The 18,017-nt window shown below is 46.3% G+C and carries 12 protein-coding genes; 4 read left to right on the top strand and 8 right to left on the bottom strand.

What is annotated here, in order from left to right; all coding sequences use genetic code 11:
- Positions 1 to 4: 4 nt before the first annotated feature.
- From panB to sfsA, 6 genes are all read right to left on the bottom strand, one after another.
- Positions 5 to 799, bottom strand: coding sequence for a 3-methyl-2-oxobutanoate hydroxymethyltransferase (panB, locus tag AB6E54_RS13975; RefSeq protein WP_372106470.1), 795 nt, complete (start codon positions 797 to 799; stop codon positions 5 to 7).
- Between the two features lie 22 nt (positions 800 to 821).
- Entirely contained in the window at positions 822 to 1,307 is a 486-nt protein-coding gene (gene folK / locus AB6E54_RS13980) for a 2-amino-4-hydroxy-6-hydroxymethyldihydropteridine diphosphokinase (RefSeq protein WP_004735459.1), read from the bottom strand.
- Positions 1,304 to 2,659, bottom strand: coding sequence for a polynucleotide adenylyltransferase PcnB (pcnB, locus tag AB6E54_RS13985; protein ID WP_017059432.1), 1,356 nt, complete (start codon positions 2,657 to 2,659; stop codon positions 1,304 to 1,306). The genes folK and pcnB overlap by 4 nt, the downstream gene beginning before the upstream one ends.
- A 183-nt stretch (positions 2,660 to 2,842) precedes the next feature.
- The gene (gene gluQRS, locus AB6E54_RS13990) at positions 2,843 to 3,718 is read right to left on the bottom strand and encodes a tRNA glutamyl-Q(34) synthetase GluQRS (RefSeq protein WP_017068882.1); all 876 of its coding nucleotides are present in this window, start codon (positions 3,716 to 3,718) and stop codon (positions 2,843 to 2,845) included.
- A gap of 218 nt (positions 3,719 to 3,936) precedes the next feature.
- On the bottom strand, positions 3,937 to 4,383 hold the full coding sequence (gene dksA, locus AB6E54_RS13995; RefSeq protein WP_004738189.1) for an RNA polymerase-binding protein DksA: 447 nt from the start codon (positions 4,381 to 4,383) through the stop codon (positions 3,937 to 3,939).
- A gap of 135 nt (positions 4,384 to 4,518) precedes the next feature.
- Positions 4,519 to 5,244: a DNA/RNA nuclease SfsA gene (gene sfsA, locus AB6E54_RS14000; RefSeq protein ID WP_372106468.1), complete on the bottom strand. Its 726-nt coding sequence runs from the start codon at positions 5,242 to 5,244 to the stop codon at positions 4,519 to 4,521.
- A gap of 34 nt (positions 5,245 to 5,278) precedes the next feature.
- Between sfsA and hrpB the strand changes: the two genes are divergently transcribed.
- The 4 genes from hrpB (at position 5,279) to acnB (ending at position 15,406) form a co-directional block, all read left to right on the top strand.
- Positions 5,279 to 7,777 carry an ATP-dependent helicase HrpB gene (gene hrpB / locus AB6E54_RS14005; RefSeq protein WP_372106467.1) on the top strand — a complete coding sequence of 833 codons (2,499 nt, stop codon included), beginning with the start codon at positions 5,279 to 5,281 and terminating at the stop codon, positions 7,775 to 7,777.
- A complete protein-coding gene (gene mrcB, locus AB6E54_RS14010) occupies positions 7,774 to 10,173 on the top strand; it encodes a penicillin-binding protein 1B (RefSeq protein WP_102331931.1) in 2,400 nt (799 codons plus the stop codon). Before hrpB ends, mrcB begins: the two co-directional genes overlap by 4 nt.
- A gap of 38 nt (positions 10,174 to 10,211) precedes the next feature.
- The gene (locus AB6E54_RS14015; protein ID WP_372106465.1) at positions 10,212 to 12,545 is read left to right on the top strand and encodes a patatin-like phospholipase family protein; all 2,334 of its coding nucleotides are present in this window, start codon (positions 10,212 to 10,214) and stop codon (positions 12,543 to 12,545) included.
- A 272-nt stretch (positions 12,546 to 12,817) separates the two neighbouring features.
- Positions 12,818 to 15,406 (top strand): bifunctional aconitate hydratase 2/2-methylisocitrate dehydratase, encoded by a 2,589-nt coding sequence (acnB, locus tag AB6E54_RS14020; RefSeq protein WP_372106464.1) that lies wholly within the window; start codon positions 12,818 to 12,820, stop codon positions 15,404 to 15,406.
- A gap of 101 nt (positions 15,407 to 15,507) precedes the next feature.
- Here acnB and AB6E54_RS14025 read toward each other — a convergent pair whose 3' ends face one another.
- On the bottom strand, positions 15,508 to 16,641 hold the full coding sequence (locus tag AB6E54_RS14025) for a glycerate kinase (protein ID WP_372106462.1): 1,134 nt from the start codon (positions 16,639 to 16,641) through the stop codon (positions 15,508 to 15,510).
- Positions 16,642 to 16,657: 16 nt separating this feature from the next.
- Complete coding sequence (locus tag AB6E54_RS14030) at positions 16,658 to 17,923, bottom strand: GntP family permease (RefSeq protein ID WP_017059423.1); 1,266 nt, start codon at positions 17,921 to 17,923, stop codon at positions 16,658 to 16,660.
- Positions 17,924 to 18,017 lie beyond the last annotated feature (94 nt).

Consider the following 18,017-nt stretch of genomic DNA (forward strand, 5'->3'; position numbering starts at 1 on the left):
ACTCCTAAGCGATTGTATGAGCTTCATCAGGGAAGCGCGCGCTCTCTACTTCTTCTTTGTATAGAGCTACTGCCTTACGCATATCACCTGTTTCTGTTAGGAAGTTCTTAGAGAACTTCGGCATGTAGTTCGCAGAAATACCGAACATGTCATGCATAACCAAGATCTGACCATCGGTAACATTACCTGCGCCGATACCGATAACCGGTACGTCACAAGCTTCTGTAATTCGTTTTGCCAATGAAGCTGGCACACATTCAAGTAGAACGATTTGAGCGCCTGCGTTTTGCAGTGCTAACGCGTCAGCAACCATTTTGTCGGCTTGCTCGTCGTCACGACCTTGAATCTTGTAACCACCAAAAATGTTCACAGACTGGGGCGTCAAGCCTAAGTGTGCACATACTGGTACTGCACGTTCTGTTAGCATCTTCACAGTATCAACCAACCAGCTTCCGCCTTCGATTTTTACCATGTTCGCACCAGCACGCATCAAAGTCGCTGCGCTCTCACAAGCTTGTTCTGGCGTCGCGTAGCTCATGAAAGGCATGTCAGCCATAAGAAGACAATTTGGGCTACCAGCACGCACTGAGCGAGTATGGTAAGCAATGTCTTCAACGGTTACTGGTAATGTATCGTTATGGCCTTGTAAAACCATACCCAGTGAATCACCGACAAGCAGAACTGGCATTTCTTGGCTTTCGAATAATTGAGCAAAGCTCGCATCATAAGCTGTCGAAGTCGCAAATTTACGGCCTTCACGTTTGCATTTGATCAGGTCGTTAATGGTTACTTTTTTCATTGGTTTTCCTTAATGCGCTTGGCTATTGTTGCCAAACATTGAGCCCGTTCTTATCTACTATTTTCAGTAGTTCTGTCAGCTCAGTCCCATCAGGGAGTTGTAAACTTGGTGCGATTTCAGCAAGCGGGTAGAGTACAAACTCTCGTTCTTTCATTCCATAATGAGGAACGATTAAGCGCTCTGAATCGATCACCTCATTGCCGTATAGCACAATGTCGAGATCCAAGGTTCTTGGTCCCCAACGTTCGTCTTTACGGACGCGCCCTTGCTCTAGTTCGATCTTTTGAGTGCAATCAAGCAGTTCAATTGGCGTTAATTCGGTTTGGATAGCGACTACCGCGTTGATGTAGTCTGGTTGATTTTGCGGTCCCATTGGAGTGCTACTATATAGCTGAGAGGTCGCAATAAACGTTGATCGCGGTAGGCTTTTTAGCGTTTCGATAGCCAAATTTGCTTGGCTAACTGGGTCGGCAAGGTTGCTGCCGACCGCAATGTAAGCAGTTATCATTCTGATTGCTTACTCTTTTTGTTTCGGTAAGTCTTACGGCGACGATGGCCTGACTTTGATGGTGCTGCAACGTCGTTAGCCATTGCTTGACGCATGTTACGACCTGCAGTCTGATAACGCTCCCACCATTTTGCTAACTCTTTGGTTTCGCCACCTTCAATCTCACCACGCATTTCTAGGAAATCGTAGCCTGCACGGAATTTGTTTAATTCCATTAGACGAACAGCGCGTTTACCGTTGCGACGAGGCAGTCGAAGTTGCAGTTGCCAAACTTCGCGAATGGTTGCTGTGTGACGACGAGGAATCGCAATAGACTTTACTTGCTGATCTAGAATGATGTTACTCGCTTCCATGATCGCATCGTAGTGTGCCATACCCTGTTCAGCGACAAGTTTGTCTGCCAGCTTGTTCATTGGGTACCAAAGCATCGCTGCGAACATGAATGCTGGGTTTACTCGCTTACCATCTTCGATGCGAAGGTCGGTTGAATCGAGAACCAAATCAAGCATCTGCTCTGTGTGTGAGTCGTAATCTTCGGTGAAGTGCTCCGCTACCGCTGGGAACATCTGTTGGAATAGATTGTACTCGCGCATCAAGTGGTAGGTTTCTAAACCGTGACCTGATTGCAGTAATTTCAGAGACTCTTCGTAAAGGCGCGCTGCTGGGATATCTCTTAGAAGGTGAGCTAACTCTTCAATCGGGTCAGCCGTGTCTTCTTCGATGTCGAAATCCAGTTTAGCGGCGAAGCGCATTGCACGTAGCATACGTACTGGGTCTTCGCGGTAACGCGTTTCTGGATCGCCAATCAGGCGGATCAGTTTATCTTCTAAATCTTCTACACCACCCGCGTAATCGTGGATGCTGTAGTCTGCAATGTTGTAGTACATCGCGTTGATTGTGAAATCACGACGCTCTGCATCTTCATCAACACTGCCGTACACGTTATCGCGAAGTAGCATGCCTTCTTTCGATTGTGCAGAAACGTTCTTCGATGGTTCTTGGTGGTGACCACGGAAAGTTGCCACTTCAATGATGTCGCGACCAAACATGATATGTGCCAAGCGGAAACGGCGACCGATAAGACGACAGTTTCTGAAGAGGTGTTTGATTTGCTCTGGCGTTGCGTTGGTCGCAATATCAAAATCTTTTGGCTGAGAGCCTAATAAGATATCGCGCACACCACCACCGACTAGAAATGCGTCAAAACCCGCACCATTCAGGCGATATAGCACTTTTAGTGCGTTGTCGCTGATCTGCTTGCGTGAAATATTGTGCTCTTGACGAGTATAAATATTCAGAGCTAATTCGTGGAATCCGCGTTGTTCGCTTGGGGTATTGTCGTTTGTATTCATTAGTTTAGAACAAAGTAGGTATCGCCAACTTTGTTTTTCTCTTAGTCCAAAGTGGTAGTGCAGAGTTTAATTGCGGCTAATAATAGCTTAGCGCGAGCCATTTGAGAACATCGTCTGCTTAACCACATTGGTTGGTTATGGCATTTTTATGTGTCGTTTTTGCTATTTGCCGTGAGTTTCGAGCTAATTACAGTGCTCTTTTTGTAAACTATCAGGTAACTGACTGACGTTCCATTGCTGGCAGCCCCACAATAAAATCTCATCCATTGAAGCCTCACAAAGAGCCGTCGGGATATCAAAACCTAAGAATCGCATCGCGTTGAGTAACGTTGGTTTTGGGTTGTCTAGATCTATCGCGGTGGCATGGTTCTGTTTTGACAGTTTATTCCCCAAGCCATCGGTTGCCAATGGTAAGTGCAAGTAGCTCACTGTTTTTTGCTTGAGCGTCTTATACAAACTGATTTGTCGACCGGTGGGTTCTATCAGATCTGCGCCTCTTACGACTTCTGTTACTCCTTGTTCGATGTCATCAAGGACAACGGCCAAGTTATAGGCAAACAATCCATCTCTGCGTTTAATAATAAAATCTTCTACAGCTAGTGCTTTAGGGATTTGAATGGTGCCGTGGCGAACATCATCAAAGGACTCTACTGGAAAGTCCATGCACAAGCGCACCGCCTGTTCACCTGAATCGATTAGGCCTACATCTCGACAGTGACCATTGTAAAAGCCGCCCAAAGCCTTTATCTGCTTGCGGGTGCATTGGCAGTAGTAGGCTTGATTGTCAGCAACCCATTGATCGATTTGAGCTTGATACAAGTCATGACGTTGGCTTTGATAGACGACTTCACCATCCCAAAATAGATGGTAAGCCTCAAGCGTCTTAAGAATGAGGTCTGCAGCGCCGGCCATTTCTCTTGGTGGGTCGAGGTCTTCCATACGAACTAACCATTTTCCTTGGTTAGATTTCGCTTGAAAGTAGCTACCAAGAGCAGCAACAAGTGAGCCAAAATGAAGAGGACCTGACGGTGATGGTGCAAAGCGCCCGATATAATTCATGAGTGAACAACCTAATCTAAATGGTACCGCAGTAGCCGATTCTTAAGACGTTTGACAAGAGCTTTAATGCCTAGAACTAAGCTTCAATCTATAGAACAAGGTTTGATGTATAGAACTAAGGCTTAAAGCTGCTATTTACTATCAAGCGTGTGAAATACTTCGCTTGGATAACAAACAAAAAAGGGAGCCAAGGCTCCCTTTCTTTACATCTGCAAGAATTAACCTTGCATCTGTTTTTCTTTGATCTCTGCAAGTGTTTTACAGTCAATACAAAGATCAGCAGTTGGACGAGCTTCAAGGCGACGAATGCCAATCTCGATACCGCAAGAATCACAGAAGCCGAAATCGTCTTCTTCGATCTTGTCTAATGTCTTCTCAATTTTTTTGATAAGACGACGCTCACGGTCACGGTTACGTAACTCTAAGCTGAATTCTTCTTCTTGAGAAGCACGGTCAACTGGGTCTGGGAAATTCGCTGCTTCGTCCTGCATGTGGTGCACAGTACGATCAACTTCTTCCCTGAGCTGGTTGCGCCAAGCTGCTAAAATTTTTGTAAAATGTTCCGTTTGCTCAGGTGACATGTACTCTTCACCTGGCTTCTCTTGGTACGGTTCAACACCTGCGATGGCTAGGATGCCTAGCGCTTTTTTCTTAGATTCTGGCATACAGCATCTCCTATTTACACCTAGTCAACTGCAAAGCAGCTAATTTTAAGGCGGGTATCTATAGCAGAAAGAACGAATGGTGGCAAATACTCTTATTCAAACTTGCAATCAATGTGATTAGTTCAGCATCTTTGCCTAGCTATTGATAAATTCAACAGCTTGTTTTAGTTGTATTTGAGTACTGCTGAGCTCTGCTTTATAGCAAAGCACTTGAACTCCAGCGTCTTGTGCTTGTTTTAGTAATAACGAATATTTGGCGTCTATATGGTGTGCCGCAGACACTTTTTCAATACCTGAATGTAAAACAGTGAATAAAAGTACGGCTCTATTTCCAGATTCGACCATTTCTGTGAGTTCACGCAGATGTTTTTGGCCTCTGGTTGTGACCGCATCAGGGAAAAAACCTTGCCCTTTAGTTGACGTTTCTAGCTCGTCGAGCAAAGTGACGCTTTTCACTTCGATATAGCAAGGCGGCTTTTCGTTATCTTCAAGCAGAATATCAATGCGACTATTCTCACTGCCATATTTCACTTCGGTTCGTAACGCGTTATAACCTAAGAGTTCAACTATAGTCTCATTTTCAATTGCTTCCACTGCTAGCTGGTTTGCCCGCGCAGTATTTACACAAATACGATGACCTTTGTCTGTTTCTGAGATCTCCCAGCTGTTTGGGTACTTTCTCTTTGCATTATCGGAGGTTGAGTACCACACCGTATTGCCAGGAGTCGCACATCCTGTCATCGCTCCAGTGTTAGCGCAGTGAATAGTACGCTCGCTACCGTCAGGAAGTTGGATGTCAGTGAGGAAACGTTTATAGCGTTTAATAAGAGTCGCTGGCTCTAATGGAGGATTGAAGTGCATATTACTTATTTAGACAGGTAGGTTTTTATGTACAATGTTGCCAACATTACACCACAAGGTTCTCCCATTGCCACAACTGCCCATAGAAGCTGTGATGCCAGATCTGCTCGCTGGCGTAGAAACACACACTCAACTTATTCTAAAGGCCGCTCCCGGTGCGGGTAAGTCAACATTCTTCCCTTTACAGTTAGTTAAGACCAACGCCGTTCAAGGCAAAATCATCATGCTTGAACCGAGGCGTTTGGCTGCAAGGAATATTGCTACTTACTTAGCGAGCCAATTGGGAGAAAAGGTGGGAGAGAGCATTGGCTTTAGAGTTCGTGGTGAATCTAAAAGCAGCAGTGCGACTCGCTTAGAGATTGTTACTGAAGGGGTCATGACAAGAATGATCCAAACCGACCCTGAATTAACTGGGGTTGATATGGTGATCTTTGATGAATTTCACGAGCGCAGTATTCACGCCGATACCGCATTGGCGTTTAGCTTAGAGATCCAAGAGGCGTTGCGTGACGATCTGAAAGTGGTAGTGATGTCGGCAACTTTAGATCAACAAGCTCTGCAAACTTTGCTGCCGAATGCCAAATACGTTGAATCACAAGGTCGCACCTTTCCGGTCGATTTCCGTTATCAGCCTCTTAACGCAAATGAATATCTAGCCCCTAAAATGGCTAACGTGATTCGTTCGCTGATGGAGAAAGAGTTAGGCTCACTTCTGGCCTTTTTACCGGGCGTTTCTGCGATTAAACAGGTGGAATCTCAACTAGAACAATTCGCCAATGATATCGATGTGTGTCCTCTGTATGGGCAACTCAGCTTTCCTCAACAGCAGAAAGCGCTCGCGCCATCAGAGAAAGGGCGTCGAAAGGTGGTGTTAGCGACCAATATTGCTGAGACTTCTTTGACGATTGAAGGCATTCGATTGGTGGTTGATTCTGGGCTTGAACGTGTGGCGAAGTTCGATCTGAAAACCGGTATTACTAAGCTTGAGCAAGTGAAAATCTCGCAATCTTCAGCTGAACAACGAGCGGGCCGTGCGGGACGAATTGAAGAGGGCTTGTGCGTTCGTTTGTACAGCGAAACGCAGCTGATGCAGCAACCAGCTATACCAGAACCTGAAATTCTTCATTCTGATTTGTCTTCGCTGGTGTCTGAATTGACGCAATGGGGCGCTGCGAGTGCTGATGAACTGCAATGGTTAGACGTTCCACCCAAAGCTTCTATCGGGCAAGCCAAGCAACTCTTACAGACTCTTGAATTGTTAGACGATAATGGTCAATTTACGGCATTAGGAAAACAGGTCCAACGTTTAGGTCTAGAGCCTCGTATTGCCAGCATGTTGGTTAAAGCGCAGCAAGGTAGTCCTGCTCTGTTGAATGTCGCGATTGTTGCTGCTGCTTTGCTGGAAGAGCCGGAGCGCAATGTGACGGATATTCAACACTCTTTGCATCGACTTAAGCAAAGAAAACATTCCAAAAATAGCGTTGTGATGCAGCGAGCGAAAAGTCTCGCGAGCAAACTCAATCATCACTTAGATTTGTCACAAGCTGACGAATCATTGCTACCATTAGTGCTTTGTTTTGCCTTCCCAGACCGGATTGCACAAGTGAGAAGCGCGACCAGCAGTGCTTTCCTTTTGGCGAATGGCCACGGTGCTGAGGTTCGTGATGATGATCCACTGGCGAACAATAACTATATCGTAGTGATTGATTTGATGCGCAGCACAGGGCGAGCCAGTCAGATTTTCTTAGCCACCGCGGTTGATATCGCACAGTTAGAAGCTGAATTTCCAAAACTGTTTGTGCGTTCCGATTACGCCGATTGGGATGAGAAACGTGGCCGTTTAGTTGCTGAGCAGCGTGTATCTCTGGGCAAGTTGATTATCAGCACCAAAGCTTTACCTGATCCCGATGCGAATCAGGCGAGCCAAGCGCTGCTCAATTATGTCGCTCGATGCGGGCTGGATCGCTTAAATTGGACAGCTTCGGCTAAGCAGTTGGTTGAGCGTGTGCGCTGTGCAGCACTTTGGATGCCTGAGCATGATTGGCCAGCGATGGACGATGCGAGTTTGATTGAACATCTTGATGAGTGGCTATCTCCCTATCTGAATGGCATTAAGTCGGCAAAAGGGCTGGCTAGTGTTTCGATTGAGCAAGCATTGTCGGCTTATCTTGGTTGGCCTTTGAATCAAGAAATCGACCAATGGTTGCCAACGCACTATCTGATGCCAACAGGCAGCAAGAAGGCCATTCGTTATCAATATCAATCTGAACCAGTGATCTCAGTGCGAATGCAGGAAGTCTTTGGCGAACAAGACTCGCCATTGATCGCGCAAGGGCGTAAAAAAGTAGTGCTTGAGCTCCTTTCTCCAGCACAGCGACCACTACAAATTACTCAAGATTTAGCTGGCTTTTGGGCTGGCGCGTACAAAGAAGTACAAAAAGAGATGAAGGGCCGTTACCCAAAACATCCTTGGCCGGATGACCCTGCTAACCATGTAGCAACCACTAAAACCAAACGACAGTTGAATCGATGATGACCAAAATGTTAACGCCAAAAAAGGCACCACCTAAAAAAGCGCCAGCAAAGAAGTCACCAGCGACCAAAGCCAAGCCAAGAAAACCAAGAGCGGCTGCGAAAAAGACCAAACCTAAGGCTAAGAAATCTGGCAAAAGAGGTTGGTTGAAGATCCTATGGGGCATTTCTTGGAAAGCGGGCTTAGCGCTTGCGGCATTGCTGTTGTTCGTCGGTATTTATCTTGATTCTGTGGTCAAACAGCGCTTTGAAGGTCAGCTGTTTGATTTGCCAACCGTGGTTTATGCGCGAGTGCTAGACCTGTCTCCGGGAACTCCGGTGAGTTTGGTTCAGGTTAAGAATGAGCTCGATGTACTTAATTACCGTAAGGTGAACGCGCCTCGTCACCCAGGCGAATACTCTTCTTCTTCGACCAAGATTGAAATGATTCGTCGTCCGTTCGAGTTTGTTGATGGACCGGAAGCGGATCGTCATGTGATGCTGCACTTCAATGGTAACGAATTAACTCGCATTCAGTCGCTGGAGAAGAAAGGCGACATGGGCTACCTGCGTGTTGAACCGAAAATGCTTGGCATGCTTGAGAAAAGTAACGATGAGCAGCGCCTGTTCTTAAAACGCAATCAGTTCCCAGAAGTGATGGTTGATGCCTTACTGGCAACCGAAGACCGAAACTTCTATCAACACGATGGTGTGTCGCCACTGGCCATCGCTCGTGCAATGGTCGTTAACGTCAAAGCTGGGCGAACGGTACAAGGTGGTAGTACGCTGACACAACAGTTGGCAAAAAACCTGTTCCTGTCCAGTGAACGTACATTGTGGCGTAAGGTTCGTGAAGCCTACATTGCACTTATCTTAGACCATCGTTACAGCAAAGACCGTATCCTAGAGGCTTACTTAAATGAGGTTTATCTTGGACAGAATGGTGGGCAAGCGATTCATGGCTTCGGTTTAGCGTCTCGTTTGTATTTTGGTCAACCTATTCAAGAGCTGCGCATCGATCAGCTAGCACTGCTGGTGGGTATGGTGAAAGGACCGTCGTATTACAATCCGGTTCGCTATCCTGAGCGTGCTAAGACTCGACGCGATCTGGTTCTTCGCTTATTGATGCAACAAGACATCTTAACTCCGCGACAATACGAAGAGGCGGCGAGTCGTGATTTGGATATTCAAGACAACCCACGCATTGCTAGCCGTCAGCCCGCTTATTTCCAACAAGTAAACATTGAGCTTAAGAAGTATGTCGGCGATCGATTTGAGGCGAAAAAAGGGATTCGAGTCTTTACCTCTCTGGATCCGGTATCTCAAGACAAGTTAGAGAAGTCGATTGCTCGTAAGGTGCCTGATTTATCGAAAACCGCAGGTAATAAGCTGGAAGCAGCAGCTATTGCCGTGGATAGAAATACCGGTGAAATCCGGGCGATGGTCGGTGGTAAGCGTACTGGCTACGATGGCTTTAACCGTGCCTTGAACGCGAGTCGCCCAATTGGTTCTTTGGTCAAGCCTGCAATTTACTTAACCGCACTAGAGCAGCCTCAGAAGTACACGTTGGCGACAACATTGAAAGACACGCCACTGAGCTTGAAAGGCAGTAAAGGTAGCGTGTGGAGCCCGAGAAACTTCGATCGTAAGTTCCGTGGCGATGTGCCTTTGTATGTGGCGCTTTCTAAGTCTTACAACGTACCTACTGTTCGTTTAGGCATGCAATTAGGCATTGATAGTGTCTCGGATACGATTGGAAAACTGGGGGTCGATAAAAATGAGATTCGCCCAGTGCCGTCGATGTTTTTGGGTTCGTTCTCACTGACTCCGTTCCAAGTTGCGCAGATGTATCAAACCATTACCAATTCTGGGCGTATAGCACCTTTGTCTGCGCTTCGCTCAGTTGTTGATAACGATGGCGAGGTTCTGTATCAGTCGATCCCTCGTGTATCACAAAGCGTTGACCAGCAAGCCGCTTGGCTTACAACCTATGCAATGAAACGTGGCGTGTCTGAAGGTACGGGGCGTTTCCTACAAGGTCAGTTTGCATGGGCAGGATTAGCCGGTAAAACGGGCACCAGCAATGACAGCCGAGACAGTTGGTTCGTGGGTGTTGATGGTCGCGAAGTCACTACCATCTGGCTAGGGCGCGATGATAATAAGCCGACTAAACTCACGGGCTCTAGTGGTGCGCTACGTGTCTATGCCGATTATCTGAAACATCGAACTCCAGAGCAGTTACTGTTGCCTTGGCCGAATGGCATTACGACGGCAAGTTTTACTCGAACTTCTCAAGGGGCTTTAGAGTTTGACTGTGACGGTACGGTTAAACTGCCGGTTTGGGATGAGAATGGAAACATTAAAAAGGGTTGTGAAAGTCAACCAAAACAGTGGCTAAAAAAGCTTTTTCAGTGGTAAAGTCGTAAAAGAAAAGAATGACAAGGATAGTTTAAATAATGATTTCTCGTTGGATAGTGAGCAGCTTAGGCATTGTCGGTACTGTGATCAGTTTTCAGCTGTTTGCATCTACTGTGACACCGGTGGAACAATCTCAGCAAGCTGGACAAGCTCATAAAAGACCAACCGTTGCTGTTGTGCTTGCTGGTGGAGGAGCCAAAGGAGCGGCTCACATTGGTGTACTTAAAGCGCTAGAAGAGATGCAAATTCCGGTCGATTACATTACCGGTACCAGCATGGGCTCTTACGTTGGTGGGCTTTATGCGACAGGGATGAGTGCTGATGAGATTGAAAGTTTTATTTATACGGTTGATTGGAATCGCGGCTATCGTGATCGCGTTAACCGTAGTGATCGCCGAGTGCGTGACAAAGAATATGAAGACCGTTACCAACTGAACACCGATCTCGGTTTAGGTTGGGGCGAAATCAAAGCTAGGAAAGGCGTGGTTCAAGGTCAGAATATGTTGCGTATTCTGCGTGAGACCACAGGTAACCTATCTCCACTCGACTCTTTTGACCATCTTGCTATTCCCTACCGTTCAGTCGCAACCGACATTATTGAGCTTGAAGAAGTGGTCATCGACCATGGTCACCTTGTTGATGCGATGATGGCCAGTATGTCAGTTCCCGGAGCGCTTCCCCCTTATGAATTAGATGGCCGAATGCTGGTTGATGGTGGTGTCACCAATAATATGCCAGTCGACGTTGCTAGAGCGATGGGCGCGGACATCGTCATTGCGGTGGATATCAGTACCAATTACAAAGGCAAAGAAGACTTCACGAATTTTCTAGCGGCAGCTGACCAACTCTCGAATTATTTGGTCCAACGCAGCACTCAAGAGCAAGCTGAAACACTGACTGATGATGATGTTTTCCTGCGTCCTGATGTTGGGCAAATGGAGACGACTGACTTTGATAAAATGCCATCGGCTTTCCTCGCGGGCTATGAAGCCGCTAAGCAGCATACTGATGAACTTTCTAAGCTATCGCTCTCAAATGCCGATTATCAGCATTATATCGAGGACAAACAAAAAGCGCGCAGACAGCTAAAACACGGCGATAAGACCGTCGTTGACCGAGTTGTTATCAATAACAATACCCACTATTCCGATAAGCTGATCGAAAACCGTTTAAACCTTGATTCAGGTGAGATTCTGAAGACCAGTGAAATTGAATCTAAAGTACAAGACCTCTATGCGCTAGATAGATTCGAGTTGGTGACTTATGAATTTGACACGGTAGATGGCGAGGAGCAACTGCTGGTCGATGTGAACGAAAAATCTTGGGGGCCAAACTACCTCAACTTTCGATTCTTTCTTGAAGATGATTTCTCTACTACAAGCCAATACTCGCTCGGTGTCTCAGCCAACTTTACTGATATTAATAAGCATGGCGCAGAGCTAAGAACCAATATCGAGATGGGAACGGACAAGCGAATTGAAGCGGAACTATACTCGCCATTCTTTTCGAGTCAAAAGCTGTTTACTTCGGCATCGGTTGTTTACAGCAAAGAGAACAGAAACCTACCCGCAGATATTGATGATATTGAAGAACCGACACTGGACGTAACGAAAGATTATCTCCCTATGACGTATAGTGAATATGTCGGTGAATTGGCATTAGGCTATCAACCAACCTTGTGGCAGGAGCTGACATTTGGTGTTCGTTATACAGATGGGGATGTTGAGGTTTCTTCGTTACCTTCATTGGGCAGTGGTGGCTACAAGCGTATTGGTGGCTTCATGGGTTACCGACTGGATACTTTGGATAATTTCAGCTTACCGACCAAGGGTTACTTTGTCGATTTAGAGTACCTCGTTTCTCATGATGATTTTGATAATGACAGCTCTCTTGGTGAATCGGATTTAACGTCTGAGAGTGATACGGTTTATGAGTTTTCGGCCAATTTCATGGCAGCAAAGAGTATTGAGAAGCATACTTTAGTCGCAAAGCTGGATTACGGTATTGTAGAGAGCAAAAATTCGATTTTCCCTATTGATCCCAAAGAGCTTGGTGGCTTCTTAAACCTGTCAGGTATTCCAAGGAATAGTATGATTGGTCAGAACTTGGCTTACACCAGCCTTATTTATCGTTATAAGTGGTTTGAAAATGACTTCGGCCTTTTTAAATCACCATTCTACGTGGGCGCATCCATTGAGCATGGTGGTGTTTGGTCGAACAATGATTTGAGTATTGATGAAGCGCCAATGTACACCGCGGGTTCTGTTTTCGCGGGTGTTGATTCTCCAATCGGGCCGATCATTTTAGCTTATGGCCGAACCGAAGATAATTTCGATTCGGTGTATCTGATTGTAGGTACGTCCTACAAATAATCATGCGCAGAGTCGCCATTTAAGTGCGTAATTAGGCAAAAATAGTGGGACTTTCGTCTTAACTTGCTATGTTGGTCAAAATGATAAGATTTTAATTTAACGTTAAATTTGCTATTCTACCGCCCACAGTTTGGCCTCTATGACGCCGCTCATCAATACAAATTGAATGACAAAAATGGCAATGGAGAGCCAAGTTTCCAAGGATGTTCACTTCTTTATTTTACTAACAATTATGAAGGGAAGAAGTGAACCGCAATGAGAGGAAAAAAGTCGTGCTTGAAGCCTACCGTAAACACGTCGAAGAACGTGCTGCCGAAGGAGTTGTTCCAAAACCACTAGATGCTGAGCAGGTAGCTGGCCTAGTTGAACTTCTGAAGAATCCACCTCAAGGTGAAGAAGAAATCATTCTTGACCTACTAGAAAATCGCATTCCACCGGGTGTAGATGAAGCTGCTTACGTAAAAGCTGGCTTCCTTACGGCTATCACTAAAGGTGAAGTAGCTTCGCCACTAGTAAGCAAAGCAAAAGCTGCAGAACTGCTTGGTACCATGCAAGGCGGTTACAACATCGAATCTCTAGTATCTCTACTAGACGATGCTGAGCTTGCTCCAATCGCTGTTAAAGCGCTATCTCATACTCTACTGATGTTCGATGCGTTCTATGACGTAGAAGAGAAAGCGAAAGCTGGCAATGCTGCTGCACAACAAGTACTTCAATCTTGGGCTGATGCTGAATGGTTTACAGCGAAAGATAAAGTAGCAGAAAAAATCACAGTAAAAGTATTTAAAGTCACTGGTGAAACGAACACCGATGACCTATCTCCAGCGCCTGATGCATGGTCACGTCCTGACATCCCAGTACACGCGAAAGCGATGCTGAAGATGGAACGTGATGGCATTACTCCTGATGAACAGGGTAGCGTTGGTCCAATCAAACAAATTGAAGAAATGCAAAAAGATGGCATTCCACTGGCTTACGTTGGTGATGTTGTTGGTACAGGTTCTTCACGTAAATCGGCAACAAACTCAGTACTTTGGTTCATGGGTGAAGATATCCCATTCGTACCAAACAAGCGTACTGGCGGTGTTTGTCTTGGTGGTAAAATTGCACCAATCTTCTACAACACAATGGAAGATTCAGGCGCACTACCCATTGAACTGAACGTACAAGACATGAACATGGGCGATATCATTGATATCTACCCGTACGAAGGTATTGTTCACAAGAACGGTTCTGTGATTTCAAACTTTGAGCTAAGCAAAGTACTTCTTGATGAAGTGCGTGCTGGTGGCCGTATTCCACTGATCATCGGTCGTGGTCTAACGGGTCGTGCTCGTGACGCTCTAGGTCTAGCTGAAACGGATCTGTTTGCTAAACCAATCGATCCATCTGCATCTGATAAAGGCTACACGCTAGCTCAGAAGATGGTTGGTAAAGCATGTGGCGTTGAAGGTGTTCGTGCTGGTCAGTACTGTGAACCTAAAATGACGACAGTCGGTTCTCAAGATACGACCGGTCCTATGACTCGTGATGAGCTTAAAGATCTGGCGTGTCTTGGTTTCTCTGCAGACCTTGTAATGCAGTCTTTCTGTCACACATCGGCATACCCTAAACCAGTCGATGTAAACACTCACCATACGCTACCTGATTTCATCATGAATCGTGCGGGTGTTTCACTTCGTCCGGGTGATGGCGTTATCCACTCATGGCTAAACCGTATGCTTCTTCCTGATACTGTAGGTACAGGTGGTGACTCGCATACTCGTTTCCCTCTAGGTATTTCATTCCCTGCGGGTTCTGGCTTGGTAGCATTTGCTGCAGCAACAGGCGTTATGCCTCTTGATATGCCTGAATCTATCTTGGTTCGCTTTAAAGGTGAAATGCAACCGGGTATCACGCTACGTGACCTAGTACATGCCATTCCTCTTTACGGCATCAAGCAAGGCCTACTAACGGTAGAGAAAGCCGGTAAGATCAACGAATTCTCTGGTCGTGTACTAGAAATTGAAGGTGTTGAGCACTTATCTGTTGAGCAAGCATTTGAGCTTTCTGATGCATCTGCTGAGCGTTCTGCTGCAGGTTGTACCGTTAAGCTTTCTGAAGAGTCTATCTCTGAGTACTTGAACTCGAACATCGTGATGCTGAAGTGGATGATCGCTGAAGGTTACGGTGATGTTCGTACGATTGAGCGTCGTATTACAGCAATGGAAGAGTGGCTAGAGAACCCTGAGTTGCTATCTGCTGATTCAGATGCGGAATACGCGCACGTTATCGAGATTGATCTTTCTGACATCGATCAACCAATCCTATGTGCACCAAACGATCCAGATGATGCTCGTCTTCTTTCGGACGTTCAAGGTACTGAGATTCAAGAAGTGTTCATCGGTTCTTGTATGACGAACATCGGTCACTTCCGTGCTGCAGGTAAGATGCTAGAAGAGTTTAACGGCTCGCTAAATACTCGCCTATGGGTGGCTCCGCCAACGAAGATGGATAAAGACCAACTGACAGAAGAAGGCTACTACGGCATCTTCGGTCGTGCTGGGGTACGTATCGAAACTCCTGGCTGTTCACTATGTATGGGTAACCAAGCTCGTGTTGCTGATGCTTCGACGGTTATGTCGACGTCAACGCGTAATTTCCCGAACCGCTTAGGTAATGGCGCGAACGTTTATCTGGCTTCTGCTGAGCTTTCTGCTGTTGGCGCGATTCTAGGTCGCATCCCAACGAAAGAAGAGTACTTAGAGTACGCTGAGAAGATTAATGCAACGGCTGCTGATACATACCGTTACCTGAACTTCCATAAAATGGGTCAGTACACGGAAAAAGCAGACACGGTTATCTTCCAAGAGCCTGCGTAACGTCTGATTTTGTTGTAAATATAATTAAGGCCGCTGTGAATAGCGGCCTTAATTGCTTTTAGCATACAGCGAAAATTGCTTTTAGCTTACAGAGAGCTCGATTAGTGCTTAATCGTATACATTGCTGCAACATTGCGAGCAGTAAGTTCAATATTTTTAGCCGCTTCAGCCAAAGCTGTCGGCAAGTCTACTGAACGGTTCACTACCGCAAATACCGCGTCGATACCATGCTCATGAACCACACCACAATCACTGGCTAGACAGCCGGCAATACCGATGACAGGCAGTTTATGTTTTTTGGCTGTGCGAGCGACACCAATCGGTGTTTTGCCATGAATGGTTTGGCTATCAATGCGCCCCTCTCCTGTAATCACAAGATCAGCATCTGAGACTATTTCATCTAAATTGACGGCGTCCATTACGATGTTAATACCAGGGCGAAGCTCCGCATTTAACAGGCCAACAAGTGCCGCGCCTAGACCGCCTGCCGCGCCAGCACCAGGGAGATCAATGACATCGACGCCTAACTGGTTTTTCATGATACTGGCATAATGAGCAAGGTTAGCATCTAACAGCTCAACCATTTCTGGTGTTGCGCCTTTTTGCGGACCGAATACCTGTGATGCCCCTTTTGGTCCGCATAATGGATTATCGACATCACAAGCGACCTCTAAGCGTACGTTTTGTAGGCGTGGGTCGAGGTTGGTGAGATCAATGGTTGTCAGTTTTGACAGTTCACCACCACCAAACACCAGCTCGTGACCCTCTGCATCTAGCATACGAATGCCTAGCGCTTGAGCCATTCCTAAGCCACCATCATTGGTCGCACTACCACCAATGCCAATAATAATATGCTCAACACCTTTATCTAATACGGCTTTGATCAACTCACCCGTACCATAGGTAGTGGTTTTTAGTGGATTACGTTGTTCTGGAGAGACTAAATCTAGGCCGGAAGCGGCCGCCATTTCAATAATGGCAGTTTTACCGTCACCGAACATACCGTAGAAGCCTTCGACAATTTCACCTAATGGACCAATCACTGGATGTTGGATGATAGAGCCATTGGTCGCATCCACCAGAGATTGTACTGTGCCTTCACCACCATCAGCCATTGGTAATTTTACGTATTCGGCGTTTGGTATTAGCTGTTTAAAGCCATCTTCAATCGCTTGAGCAACGCCCATTGCTGATAGGCTTTCTTTATATGAGTCAGGAGCAATTACAATTTTCATTTTGATACCTTTAAACTTAAACAAACAGACCAAATACACCGAAGATCATTACTGAGACGAAGGCGATAACAAGACCGACCGCTGACTCATAAGGGATGAGTTTTAGACGTTCATGAATACTCATATGTACCGCACCACCCGTGGCATGGAAGAAGCTACCATGTGGCATATGGTCAAGTACTGTCGCACCAGAGTGGATCATTGCTGCGCCTGCGAGAGCTGGAACACCTAGCTCAAGAATGGTGCTGGCAAATACATTCGATGCCACTACTGTTCCGGCAGTTGTCGATGCGGTTGATAGTGCCATCAGTGCGCCAGAAAACGGAGCAAGTAAGTAAGAAGGCAGCCCAGACATCGTCAGCACTTCAATCAGATCAGCTTTTAGTCCTGAGTTAGCAATGATGCCTGCAATGGTTCCTGTGCCCAGTAGCATTACAGCAACCGGTGCCATACGTGACAAGCCTGAAACCGCAAAGCTATTGGCTTGTTTGAAGCGACCCATAGCCAGTGCACCCAGCAATCCACCCAAGGGTAATGCAATTAGAGGATCAACATTGATATCAGCGAGTGGTCGCAGCGCGAGTAGGGCAATAGCCACTAACGGTGCAACGATTGAAGAAGAAAAGCTTGGCAGTGAACTTTGATCCGCTTTGACCACTTCACTTTCCGCTACTTTTGAACCTTTATTGACGAGGCGCTTTGCCAAGAAGTAGGCGAAAAGCAGCCCAAATAGACCCGGAATCACGCCTGCAGCCATCACAGAGGTTAACGGAACATTGAACGCATCAGCCGCCGCAATGGCATTTGGGTTAGGCGACATGACATTACCTGCTTTACCGCCGCCCACCATCGCCAAAAGGATCGCGGTTTTAGAAAGGTCTGCGCGGCGAGCAATAGCCAGTGCAATAGGAGAAACCGTGATAACGGCCACATCAACGAAAACGCCAACAGCGGTTAAAATCATGGTCGCAATGGCAAGAGCAAGTAAGGCGCGAGTTTCGCCTACTTTTTTGATGATGGATTCTGCAATCGAGGTAGCCGCCCCTGATTCAATTAGTACGCCGGCCAACACACCAGCGGCGAGAATTCGCATCACTGAAGTGACGATCCCTTGGGCACCACCTATCATTAACTCAACGGTTTCGGTGAGAGAAACGCCGCCAACCACGCCGCCAACCAAAGCACCGATGATCATGCCGTAGGTGGGTGGCACTTTTTTAAGAATGAGCGCGATAGCAACAATCAATGCTGAAAGTGCGCCAAGAGTTGAAACTTCAATCATGTTCTATTTCCCAGATAACGATGTGTCATTTTCGGCAAATATAAAGATATAGGGTTGGTAAGTCTTTGTCATTCTCTACAAATAAGTGCTCAAA

Origin of the sequence: Vibrio sp. 10N.247.311.49, from assembly GCF_041467655.1 — a bacterium.
In the GTDB taxonomy this organism is placed as follows: Bacteria; Pseudomonadota; Gammaproteobacteria; order Enterobacterales; family Vibrionaceae; genus Vibrio; species Vibrio crassostreae_C.

Bases quoted from the DNA above. Each gene is read 5' to 3' on its own strand.
- AB6E54_RS14030 (WP_017059423.1), bottom strand. From the start codon at position 17,923: ATGATTGAAGTTTCAACTCTTGGCGCACTTTCAGCATTGATTGTTGCT.
- AB6E54_RS14025 (WP_372106462.1), bottom strand. From the start codon at position 16,641: ATGAAAATTGTAATTGCTCCTGACTCATATAAAGAAAGCCTATCAGCA.
- folK (WP_004735459.1), bottom strand. From the start codon at position 1,307: ATGATAACTGCTTACATTGCGGTCGGCAGCAACCTTGCCGACCCAGTT.
- mrcB (WP_102331931.1), top strand. From the start codon at position 7,774: ATGATGACCAAAATGTTAACGCCAAAAAAGGCACCACCTAAAAAAGCG.
- dksA (WP_004738189.1), bottom strand. From the start codon at position 4,383: ATGCCAGAATCTAAGAAAAAAGCGCTAGGCATCCTAGCCATCGCAGGT.
- hrpB (WP_372106467.1), top strand. From the start codon at position 5,279: ATGTTGCCAACATTACACCACAAGGTTCTCCCATTGCCACAACTGCCC.
- pcnB (WP_017059432.1), bottom strand. From the start codon at position 2,659: ATGAATACAAACGACAATACCCCAAGCGAACAACGCGGATTCCACGAA.
- AB6E54_RS14015 (WP_372106465.1), top strand. From the start codon at position 10,212: ATGATTTCTCGTTGGATAGTGAGCAGCTTAGGCATTGTCGGTACTGTG.
- panB (WP_372106470.1), bottom strand. From the start codon at position 799: ATGAAAAAAGTAACCATTAACGACCTGATCAAATGCAAACGTGAAGGC.
- gluQRS (WP_017068882.1), bottom strand. From the start codon at position 3,718: ATGAATTATATCGGGCGCTTTGCACCATCACCGTCAGGTCCTCTTCAT.
- sfsA (WP_372106468.1), bottom strand. From the start codon at position 5,244: ATGCACTTCAATCCTCCATTAGAGCCAGCGACTCTTATTAAACGCTAT.